Origin of the sequence: Pseudomonas sp. FYR_7 (assembly GCF_043106155.1) — a bacterium.
Classification (GTDB): Bacteria; Pseudomonadota; Gammaproteobacteria; order Pseudomonadales; family Pseudomonadaceae; genus Aquipseudomonas; species Aquipseudomonas parafulva_B.
On sequence record NZ_JBICMI010000053.1, the window covers coordinates 92,885 to 103,483 of the forward strand.

Here is a 10,599-nt window from a genome sequence, read left to right on the forward strand (position 1 = left end):
ACGCCATGACGGTCATGACCCGCCAGACCGCCGCGATGGTCCAAGCCCCATCTATCGCTCCCAGCCTGAAAGATCGCTATCACGCCCTGCTCGAGGGCCAGGACACCAGTAGCCGGGCCTGGCTCGATAGCCAGTTGGCTCAGGCCCGGAGCATGCCTGACGACCTGCCGGATGACCCAGCGCAACTCGACGCCTGGAGCTTGCAGCACGCTGCCGGTGTGGCCGAGGGATACAAGGCGTACCTGGAGCAGCGCAAGCAGGGCGGCCCGCGGCGCTATTTCGCCAACCGCGCCCAGGCGTTGTGGTTCCTGCAGCAAGTCGAACCCACCAAGGTTGTGGACGGCGCGTGGTTGTTCAGTGCCCTGCGTCAATGGCGAGATCCACGCTACCACGGCCTGATCCGTACCTACCTCGAGGAGCTGGGCAGCGGTGACCCTCGCTGCAACCACGTGCTGATCTACCAGCGCCTGATGAGCCGGCTCGGCTGCCTGGAGCGTCCGGACCTGGACGATTCCCGCTACCTGCAGGCGTCCTTGCAATTGGCCCTTGGCGAGTATGGCCAGGACTATTTACCTGAAGTGATCGGCTACAACCTTGGCTACGAACAACCGCCTTTGCACCTGTTGATCACAACTTACGAATTGGCTGAGCTGGGCATCGACGGATTTTACTTCCAGCTGCACGTCACTATCGACAATGCAGCCAGCGGTCATGCCCATCTGTCGCTCCAGGCCCTGCGTCAGTTGTGCCCGGCTGATGACGTGGCAGGCTTTTATGAGCGGGTCCGTCGGGGCTACCGTCTCAATGATCTAGGGATCAGCACCCCTGCGCTCATCGCAAGTTTCGACTTGGAAGCTGAGCTGCTCCAGGCCCTGGAGCACAAGCGCAATTTTGGGCAGTTCATGCACTCGGACCACTGCCGTCTGCAAAAACGCACCATCAACCAATGGCTGGCCGAGCCAGGCGCCATGCCGGCCTTTCTTGACGCCATGCAAGCCCAAGGTTGGATTCGCCGCGGCGAAGCTCCTGAGCAAACCCGCTGGTGGACGCTGATCGAGGGGCCAACCGCGCCCATGTATGGTGTATTTACCGCCTACGAGAAGCAGCTGTGGCACGATTGGATCGCCGCAGGTTCACAATCTCGCATTCGCCGTGTGTTACCCGGCAGCTGGGAGGCCGCCCTGCAGTTGCAGGACCAGGCGCCGGTTACCCAGCGGCAGCGCCCTGCGCACCACGATATGGATACGTTGATCTGTGCCATGTCCGGCAATAAACATGCGACGCCCGAAGGACTGGCCGCGACTCAGGCTTACATACAGGCCACTGGCCTGCTCCAAGAAGGATCTCACTGATGCCCCTCGATTCACCTCAGACAGCCGCTGACCAGGCTCTGCTACAGCTGGGAAAGCGCCTTCGCGCTGATGGTTACCACTTTACCTGCGTGACACCGGCGACCCATGCATTGGTTAATGCGCGACCAGGCGCTGAGAAGGCTTGCACCGTCCGGGATGTATTCGGTTGGAGCCGGCCATTCGCCGGCTCGATGCTTTCGGCCGATGAGCTGGACTTGATGAAAACCGCTGGCGTGGTGAAGTCTCATCGAGACTTATTGGCCAGTACCATTCGTTGGTCGAGCCTAGACGGGCTGCTACTGGTGCACTCGGCCTACCCTACGCAGGCCAGCGATGCGGTGTTCTTCGGCCCCGACAGCTACCGGTTCGCTCATGTCATCCAGGATCACCTGCGATCGACGCCCAAGCGCATTGAGCGTGCAGTGGACATTGGCTGTGGCACAGGGGTGGGCGCATTGGTGATCGCTCGTGCTGCGCAGCACGCGCAGGTGACCGCCGTGGATATCAACCCCAAGGCGCTGCGTTTTACTGCGGTCAATACGGCACTTGCCGACATCGGTAATGTGTCTGTGCAGCAAAGCGATATCCTGCAGGACGTGACAGGTCAGTTCGACTTGATCGTGGCCAATCCGCCTTACATGCTTGACGATGGTGAACGCACGTATCGCCATGGCGGAGGATCGCTCGGAGCGGATCTTTCGCGACGCATCATCGAGCAGAGCCTTGAGCGACTGAGCGTAGGCGGATCACTGTTGCTGTATACCGGCGTTGCTATCGTCGAAGGGGCAGACGCTTTGCTCGAAGGCGTTCGCGAGCAGCTGGCAGGCCCTGAATTTTCCTGGGTCTATCGAGAGATCGACCCTGACGTGTTCGGCGAGCAGTTGTTGGAGCCGGGGTATGAGCGGGTGGAACGTATCGCCGCGGTAGCGCTGACGGTTACGCGCAATCGTTGAGACCGGAGTGTTATCGACACGCCTGGCCCATCGTGGCGTTAAGCGGCTGCTGTAGCAGACCTGCCTGTGCAGACACATTCTTGACCTAACCACCGGTTCAAAGAGAATAGCGAGATCGACAACCGTTTCTCCAAGGACCGTAGCCATGATGCTGACCCCGCTGTTCCCCCGTGTAGCCCTGGAAGACACGCTGTTCGTCTTTGCCCTGGAGGCAGAGGCGGGCGGTCTGTTCGGGCATCTGAATACGGTCTTCACCGGTATTGGCAAGGTGAACGCGGCCATCGCGCTCACCCGCGCTGTGACTACGCACAGGCCCAGGCTCATTGTCAATCTCGGCTCGGCAGGCAGTCGGCTGCATGGCAAGGGCAGCCTGGTGTGCTGCACACGGTTCGTCCAGCGCGACATGGACGTCACGCCTCTGGGGTTTGCGCGTTACGAAACGCCGCTTTCCGACATCCCTGTCGTACTTGAACATGGGCTGGCCATTGCGGGGCTGCCTATCGAAACCTGTGGCACAGGCGATAATTTCGAGATCAGGCACGGTGATGCGCCCTATGACGTGGTCGACATGGAGGCCTATGCGCTGGCGCTTGTCGCACGGTCCGAGGACATCCCGTTCGTATGCCTGAAATACATCTCCGACGATGCCGGGAGCGATGCGGCCACCGACTGGTCCGTGCAGGTGCACTTGGCGGCAGAAGCCTTCAAGCGGGTGCTCTTCAATCCTGCCTGAATATCTGCCTATGGCTGTGGGAGCCACCGGGCACTGCGGTTAAACCTTTCCTGATGTGGCGCAGTCACTTGAGGTATCAGCAGATCACTCAGGGAGCATGTCAATGGCCAGGGCAATCTGGAAAGGCGCCATCAGTTTCGGTTTGGTACACATCCCCGTGGCGCTCAACTCCGCCGTCAGCAGTGAACGCGTTGATTTTGACTGGCTGGACAAGCGCAGCATGGACCCAGTGGGCTACAAGCGCATCAACAAAGTCACCGGCAAGGACATCGACAAGGAGAACATCGTCAAGGGCGTAGAGTACGAGAAGGGCCGCTATGTGGTGATCAGTGAACAGGAGATCCGCAAGGCCCGCCCGGAGGCCACTCAGACGATCGACATCTTTTCATTCGTGGACGCAGGGGAAATTCCCCTTCAACACTTCGACACCCCTTATTACCTGAGCCCTGACCGGCGCGGCGGCAAGGTCTATGCGCTGTTGCGCGAAACGCTGGCCACCACCGGCAAAGTGGCTTTGGCGACAGTCGTGCTGCACACACGCCAGCACCTTGCGCTTATCCGACCCCTGGATGAAGCCCTGGTAATGATCACGTTGCGCTGGCCCGATGAGGTACGTGGGCTCGATACCCTTGAACTGGACCCGACTGTGACCAAGGCCAAAGTGGACAAACGGGAACTGGACATGGCCAAGCGTCTGGTTCAAGACATGACCGGCACCTGGTCACCGGACGAGTATCACGACGCGTTTCGGGACACAATCATGGAGTTGGTCGCGGAAAAAGCCAGCAAAGGCAAGATCGAGACGGTGGAGAAGGGCGAGGACAGCAGCGGCGAGAAGAGCGCAGACATCATCGATCTCACCGAGCTGCTCAAACGCAGCCTCGGCGGCAAAAGCACCGCGTCTCCCAAGAAGAAACCGGCTGCGGCGAAGAAGCCCGCCAAACGTACGCGCAAGGCTTCCTGAGTACACTCACACCTGCTAGGCCTGCAGGTGCTCCTGCAGGCCGGCCAGGTAATCGCCAAACCCTTCGCGTGCTCGACACTCGCGCCGGCTGCTGGTGGCCACACTGTGCGCAGCCGACCAACTGATCGGCACCCCCAGCGCTTCCAGGTCCCGCACCAGTTGAACATCCTCGTGGGCAGCCAGTGGCTGGAAGCCGTCGACGCGCTGATACGCCTGGGCGCTTACGCCTAGATTGGCCCCATGGATATGACGGTGCCCGTCACGTGCCTCGTAGCGGCTCAAGTAGAGCTTGCGTAAGGCGGCTGTTTGCCAGGGCTGCCAGTGGCTCACATGGACCGTACCGCAGACGACTTCAGCGCCGCAGTCGAGCTGTGACGTCAGCCAGTGGGCAGGAACCTGGCTGTCGGCGTCTGTGCAGGCGAGCCATGTGGCACCGCGCGCGAGCATCCATTCTGCGCCCGCGCGCCGAGCCATGCCGACATTACCGGCATCGATGGCGAAGGTGTGTGCACCGTGGCGCCGGGCGACGGCGGCGGTGCCGTCGGTACAGCGATCGAGCACCACCAGAATATCGACCTCATGACCGGCTACCGCAGCGTGTTGGGCGGCAGCCGAGGCAGCCTTCAGGCATCGACCCAGACGCCGGGCTTCGTTGTGGGCCGGAATGACGATGCCGATCATATGCACGTCTCGTCCAGGTCTACCACGCTGGGCTGATTCGACCAGTAAGCCATGATGAAGTCGGCTTCGTCGTGGCAGAACACCGGGTACAGCGGCAGGTGTTTGGACAGCATTCGGTGCACCTCGCGCCCGTCCTGGGGGCACCCGGCAATCGGGTGCTTCCAGTGACACGCCAGCAGGCCGCCGTCGTAGGACAAGCTGGCGACAGACTGTTCGATTACCTGCAACCAGTCGGTGGGATCAAGGTAGTAGCCCACTTCGCTGAGCACGATCAGATCGAAACGCCCGCCTGGCCAGTCGGCAGGCAGGCGCGCACGTTCGACCTGTGCGTGGCGGACATCGGCCAGGCGATCGGTGGCCAAGCCCACAGCCTTCGGGTCGAGGTCCTGGCACACCAACTCGGCACAGCGCTCGGCCAGCAGCACACTGAGTTCGCCATTGGCGCAGGCGGGCTCGAACACCCGTTCGTAACACTGCCGGGGCAGGCTTGCCATGACCAGGTCGCGTTTTCGTTTTTCATACCAGCGGGTACGAAAGGCCCAGGGGTCTTCGTTGGCGGCATACAGGTCGGCGAAATATTGGGCATCGATACTCATGGCGAATCCTTTTACAAGAAGACCAGTTCGAAGGGCTGTAGCACGCAGTCCAGCAGGTTAGGGCGTAGCACCGGCGGTGTACAACCGTCAGGCTCGAACTGGCTGGCGTGTGCAGCAATGGCTTTGCGCTTGCGTGCCACCTGGCCCTCATTGAGTTGCAAGCGGTGCGCGCGCTCCCAGGGCAGACGTGGATCGTCAGGTTGTCCCCAGTGCCATGCCCATACTGGGACTTCCACCAGCTGGGCTTTACGCGCTAGCGCTGCCTGTGCCCCGGCCCGGCCTACGGCCTCGTGATCGCAGTGGCCGTCACCTCGCCAGGTCGTCATCAGCACATCCTCAGGGCGCAGTAGCTGAGTCAGATGGCTGACCAGAAAGGCTTCCTCCCTGGCCAGTTGACTGTCCTTCAGGTGCAGGCGGCGCCAATCGATACGCTTGGGGTCCAGCCCGAGTTGCTCGATGGCCTTGCGGCTTTCTTGCGGCCGGTCGCGACGCAAACGATGCTCTGTCCAGCGGGTCGAGCTGGGATGGCTGCCTTCGCCGTCGGTCGCCGAGATCAGCACCAGGTCCTCTTCACGCCCGGCAAAATCGGTCAGCAGACCGCCTGCCATGAGAATCTCGTCATCCGGATGGGGTGCGATCAGCACCAGGCGTCGACCAGGCGGGCAGAGCTGGTGTGCATTGAGCCAGGTGGCCCGGGCCAGATGGGCCGAGTGCTGCCACGCTGACCAGGGCGTACCATCATTGGACTGGATCAGGTCTTCACTCATAGCTGCCATGCTCCGGAAGAAAGCTGTGCGGTCTGTTCGCCGAGGGCTGCAAGGTCTCGCTCGGCGTGACTTTGGCGAATGAACACCGGCAGGTCTGCGCTCAAGCGCGCAAAGTGGGCATTACGGCAAAACGGGGTTGCACCCAATGCTCGGCCTACGTGACGCATGACGTGTTCCACGGCATGTTCAACCTGAGCGCGCACGCGTTGCACGATCAGGCTGGCATCGGCGCCTGGGTTAAGATCGATCCAGGCAGCACATTCACGCAATGCCGCCCGAGCGCCGCACAGGGCGGCATCTACAGCGCCCAAGTGCGCGTCTGCGTGGGGGTCTGGTTTGGGTTTGCGGCAGTGCTCGCGCAGGTATTCGGCCAGCGCCTCGGCCGCCCCATACCAGCAGGCGGCGATGCCCGCGCCGCCGTGCCAGAAGCCCGGCCTGGACAAATATTGGCCCGCTGCACCGACGAGCACACCAGGTGTGTCGTTGAATTCGACCTCGACACTGGCAGTGCTGGCCATGCCCACAGCCTGCCAGTGCTCGATATTGAGGCCCAAGGTTGGGTCGGCCAAGCGGATGGCAACCAGCTGTGGCTTACCGGACTCGTCCCAGGCGGTGATCAATGCCTGATCGATTTGCAAGGCGCCCGAACACCACGCTTTCTTTCCGCCGAGGCGGACACGGCCCCCGTCTTGGGAGGTGATGACGGCACGAGCATCCGGGGGCTCTGCGGCCCACACGCCCCAGATCCCCTCAGACGAAAGATGGCCAGCACCACACTCGGCCAGGATCGCCAAAGCGTCCGTATGCCCTTCATAGAGCTTGGCCAACACCAGGTCACAGCCGGCGACCCGCGACAAGGTCTGCCAACGCTCAAGCGTATTGCCGTGGCCCGGCCTGGGCAGAATATCCAGGCAATGGGCCTGCAAAGCTTTCATCAGTTCAAGTAACTGGGTGTCGACATTGAGCGGCTGCAGCCGCTCGTCATAAGTGCGCAACAAGCGGTCCAGCTGGGTGAGGTCATAGTTCTGAGGCATGCTCATGCGCGTAACTCCCTGTCGCGTTGGGCGTCGCCCATCACGTGAGCCCAAGTTGTTTGCGCATCCGCGCCGTGATGGATTGACGGGTCTTGCTCATGTCGGCCCAAGGGTCTTGGGTATCGGCCAGTCGCTCACCTATTGTGGCAAAGGTCCACTGATTGGCGCCCTTGAGCTGTGCCAGTTCTTCACGCCAGACCGGCACCGACACCGGCAAGCCCTCGCGAGCGCGCAGCGAGTAAGCACACACCGTGGTAGCACCTTTGCCATTGCGCAAGTAGTCGATGAAGATGCGGCCTACACGGTTCTTGGGGCCGGACACTGCGGTGAGCCGATCAGGGAACAGTTTTGCCAGGTAGGTGACGATGGCGTGGCTGAAATCCTTGACGTCGTCCCAGCTCGCTTTTCTCGTTAGCGGGACAACCAGATGGATACCTTTGCCCCCGCTGGTCTTGATGAACACCTTCAGACCCAGTTCGTCCAGCAGGGTCAGGGTCAGCTGGGTGGCCTCCAGCATTGCCTTCCACGGCAGGGCCGGGTCAGGGTCCAGGTCGAGTACGAAACGGTCTGGCCGGTCGAACTGCCTGTCAGTGGCATTCCAGGTGTGCAGTTCAAGCATGTTCATCTGTACGGCGCCCAGCAAGGTGTCAGGGCGGTTGATGACCATGGCGGCTTGGCCGGCTTCCTCTTTGCCGTACGTACGCACGTTTGGGATGTGCAGCTGGCCCGCGTTTTTCTGGAAAAACAGTTCCCCAGCGAGGCCGTCTGGCGCACGCACAAGCGCAACCGGCCGATTCTTGAGGTGGGGCAAGATCCATTCGCTGACCTGGGCGTAGTATTCGACGACGTCACGCTTGGTCATGCCAGAGGTAGGGTCGATCACGCGATCAGGGTGGGTCAGGCGCAGATCACCCAGCGTCTCGGTGCTCTTGGCCGCCTTGCGCTGATGGACGGTCTTGCTCGGCATGGCACGCTCCAGGTCGATATCGGTTGCCGGTTTGTCGTCGCGCAAACCGTGGAATACCGCGTGGCGTACTACGCCGTCACGGGTCATCTGGGCAAAGGCGATCTCGGCCAGCAACTTGGGCTCTAGCCAATGTATCCCTCGGGCTTCGGCGCCAGTGGGGGGGTTGGCTACAGTAGGCTGGGCGGTTTGTAGGGGTTCGAGTTGTGCGTGCAATGTGTCAAGAGTGGTGGCACTGAACCCGGTGCCCACCTTGCCGGCGTAACGCAGCATGCCTGCGTCGTCGTGCAGGGCCAATAGCAAGGCGCCGAACCCACTGCGGCTGCCCTTGGGGTCGGTATAGCCCACCACTACAAACTCCTGCCGCCGCTTGCACTTGAGCTTGATCCAGTCGGCGCTGCGCGTGCCTGAATAGCTGCTGTCGGCACGCTTGCCGATCAAGCCTTCAAGGCCCAGCTTACAGGCGCTCTCGAGCAACGCTTCAACCGGCTCGTCGAAGTCCGCAGAGTACTTGAGGTTGTCCGCAGTGCTGTGCTCAAGCAAGCGCTCCAACGCGTCGCGTCGCTGCTGCAAGGGTAGGGCGCGCAGATCTTGACCGCCCAGAAACGGCAGGTCGAAGACGTAATAGGTGATTTGTTCGTCATGCGCGGTATCGAATGCGTTCTGTAGGGCCTGGAAGTCTGCAACCCCCTGGTCGTCATTGACGACCATCTCGCCATCGAGCCACGCAGAGTCCACGCCCAACGCGCGTAGCGCAGCGATTTGGCCCGGCATCTTGGCGCTCCAGTCATGGCCATTGCGGGTATAGAGCCGCACATCATCGCCCTCGATGCGCGCGAGGATGCGGTAACCGTCGTACTTCACCTCATACCGCCAGTCCCCCGAAGGGGGTAAGTCGACCAACGTGGCCAACTGCGGCTGCACATGGTCTGGTAACCCAGCGGGCTTGGACCTGGCGGCTTGCTTGGTCAGGGCAGGCTTGCCTTTGCCGGGTTTGGCCGTTTTGGCGGATTGCTTGGCAACCAAAGTGCGGTCGCTGATCACGCTGTCGGGCTGGTCCTCGACAATGCTGTACTGGGCCTCGCTGCGGGCCTGGCTGTCATTCGACTTGACCAGCATCCACTGCTCTTTCTTGCCAGCCAGCCGTGTGCGGAACAGGTTCCACATACCAGCGAGCTTCTCGCCTTGCAGGCGAAAGCGCAGTTTGCCTTTTTTGTAACCCTCATGCGGGTCCCCGTCGGGTTCCCAGATCCCACGGTCCCAGACGATGACATCGCCCCCACCGTAGTGACCTTCCGGAATATGACCCTCGAATGTGGCGTAATCGAGCGGATGGTCTTCGACATGCACCGCCAGGCGTTTGACTTTCGGATCCAGGGAAGGCCCCTTTGGAATCGCCCAACTTTTGAGCGTGCCGTCCAGCTCCAGCCGGAAGTCATAGTGCAGATGGCTGGCATCATGTTTCTGGATGCAGAACTGTAACGCATGAGCCGCTTTGCTGCGGCCGGATTTGCCGCTTGGCTCGGGCGTGGCGTTGAAATTGCGCTTGCGCGCGTATTCCTCGAGTGGCTTGGCCATGGGGGGTTCCGGAACCTGCGCTGTCTTGATCTTGGGAGGCGGGGAACGGCACCGGAGTTCAAAAAACCGCCACTGGCCGCGTAAAACTCTGAATCTTCCTGGCTACAAAGCAGTCGACTTTGGGTAAGCCAACTGATGGAGAGGCGTAATGTCCAGACCCGATGAACCCAAAGCCTATACCCCGACCGAGATCGATGACATCGAGGATCGTATGGGCAGTGTGCATGAGCTGAACTTCAGTGATCGCCTTGATGACCGTCAGGGGCGGGTAGGTGATGAACGACCAGAGCGTGAAGTGGAGCAGGAATTCCCGGAAGAGCGGGTGCGCCAGAGCGGCTTGACCGGCGGCGAGGCGCTGACCGACAGCCTGCATGAGGACGGTGTCACCGATGATGATCTGAGCCCTGACACGCTGCTGGACGAAACCGGCGCTCGAGATCCCCATGAGCCTGGGGACGGCGGCCCTGCCGATCAGGCGCTGACCGAAAAAGACGCGATCGAGATCGGCGGCGGTCGAGGCCTTGACGAAGCAGAACTGGCCCGCACCAACCCGCTTGACGGGAAACCGTGGACTGACGATGCAATCGAAGAAGACGAAAGGAGTTGATCATGAGCGAATTACGCTGCGCTTGCACCGAGTGTTCCTGCACGGTGAGCACCTTGCCGCAGAACGGCAAGGCCTACTGCTGCGAAGCGTGTGCGACCGGGCACCGTAACGGCGAGCCATGTCGCATGCCTGACTGCACCTGTGGCAAGGTTGAGCAGAAAAAGGAAACCAGTGTGGACAATGCGCTGGATGAGACTTTCCCAGCGAGCGATCCTATTTCGCCGTGAGGGGTATTGAGCCGGGTCTGCCTGGGCAGACCCGGCCTGTTCAACCTCTCTTAAACCGTCTCAGAGAGTGAGCGAATTCCATAGAAGCGGCCTTGACGAGGCGCTCCTGCAAGGGGACTGTGCTGAGCTTGGAGCAGCCTAGT

Annotated in this window: 11 protein-coding genes; 6 read left to right on the plus strand and 5 right to left on the minus strand. The window is 61.3% G+C overall.

What is annotated here, in order from left to right:
* Positions 1-5 precede the first annotated feature (5 nt).
* From ACF8R3_RS13765 to ACF8R3_RS13780, 4 genes are all read left to right on the plus strand, one after another.
* Positions 6-1,352, plus strand: coding sequence for an iron-containing redox enzyme family protein (locus ACF8R3_RS13765; RefSeq protein ID WP_392515733.1), 1,347 nt, complete (start codon positions 6-8; stop codon positions 1,350-1,352).
* Positions 1,352-2,305, plus strand: coding sequence for a methyltransferase (locus ACF8R3_RS13770; protein ID WP_392515734.1), 954 nt, complete (start codon positions 1,352-1,354; stop codon positions 2,303-2,305). The genes ACF8R3_RS13765 and ACF8R3_RS13770 overlap by 1 nt, the downstream gene beginning before the upstream one ends.
* A gap of 145 nt (positions 2,306-2,450) precedes the next feature.
* Positions 2,451-3,038 (plus strand): nucleosidase, encoded by a 588-nt coding sequence (locus tag ACF8R3_RS13775; RefSeq protein WP_392515735.1) that lies wholly within the window; start codon positions 2,451-2,453, stop codon positions 3,036-3,038.
* Between the two features lie 103 nt (positions 3,039-3,141).
* The gene (locus ACF8R3_RS13780) at positions 3,142-4,002 is read left to right on the plus strand and encodes a Ku protein (RefSeq protein WP_326383460.1); all 861 of its coding nucleotides are present in this window, start codon (positions 3,142-3,144) and stop codon (positions 4,000-4,002) included.
* Positions 4,003-4,017: 15 nt separating this feature from the next.
* On the opposite strand, the gene ACF8R3_RS13785 is transcribed toward ACF8R3_RS13780, so the two are convergent.
* The 5 genes from ACF8R3_RS13785 to ligD are packed head-to-tail and all read right to left on the minus strand — an operon-like array spanning position 4,018 to position 9,622.
* A complete protein-coding gene (locus tag ACF8R3_RS13785) occupies positions 4,018-4,683 on the minus strand; it encodes a glycosyltransferase (protein WP_078478625.1) in 666 nt (221 codons plus the stop codon).
* Positions 4,680-5,279, minus strand: coding sequence for a bifunctional 2-polyprenyl-6-hydroxyphenol methylase/3-demethylubiquinol 3-O-methyltransferase UbiG (locus ACF8R3_RS13790; RefSeq protein WP_144965838.1), 600 nt, complete (start codon positions 5,277-5,279; stop codon positions 4,680-4,682). Before ACF8R3_RS13790 ends, ACF8R3_RS13785 begins: the two co-directional genes overlap by 4 nt.
* 11 nt (positions 5,280-5,290) lie before the next feature.
* A complete protein-coding gene (locus tag ACF8R3_RS13795) occupies positions 5,291-6,046 on the minus strand; it encodes a PIG-L deacetylase family protein (protein ID WP_145254441.1) in 756 nt (251 codons plus the stop codon).
* Positions 6,043-7,086, minus strand: a complete 1,044-nt coding sequence (locus ACF8R3_RS13800) for an acyl-CoA dehydrogenase family protein (protein ID WP_058639274.1) — start codon at positions 7,084-7,086, stop codon at positions 6,043-6,045. The genes ACF8R3_RS13795 and ACF8R3_RS13800 overlap by 4 nt, the downstream gene beginning before the upstream one ends.
* Positions 7,087-7,120: 34 nt before the next feature.
* Positions 7,121-9,622: a DNA ligase D gene (gene ligD, locus ACF8R3_RS13805; protein ID WP_392515736.1), complete on the minus strand. Its 2,502-nt coding sequence runs from the start codon at positions 9,620-9,622 to the stop codon at positions 7,121-7,123.
* A gap of 148 nt (positions 9,623-9,770) precedes the next feature.
* On the opposite strand from ligD, the gene ACF8R3_RS13810 reads away from it, so the two are divergent.
* Both ACF8R3_RS13810 and ACF8R3_RS13815 read left to right on the plus strand, forming a co-directional pair.
* Positions 9,771-10,229 (plus strand): phosphotransferase system, HPr-related protein, encoded by a 459-nt coding sequence (locus ACF8R3_RS13810; protein WP_392515737.1) that lies wholly within the window; start codon positions 9,771-9,773, stop codon positions 10,227-10,229.
* A 2-nt stretch (positions 10,230-10,231) separates the two neighbouring features.
* A complete protein-coding gene (locus ACF8R3_RS13815) occupies positions 10,232-10,456 on the plus strand; it encodes a metallothionein (RefSeq protein WP_027915593.1) in 225 nt (74 codons plus the stop codon).
* Positions 10,457-10,599 lie beyond the last annotated feature (143 nt).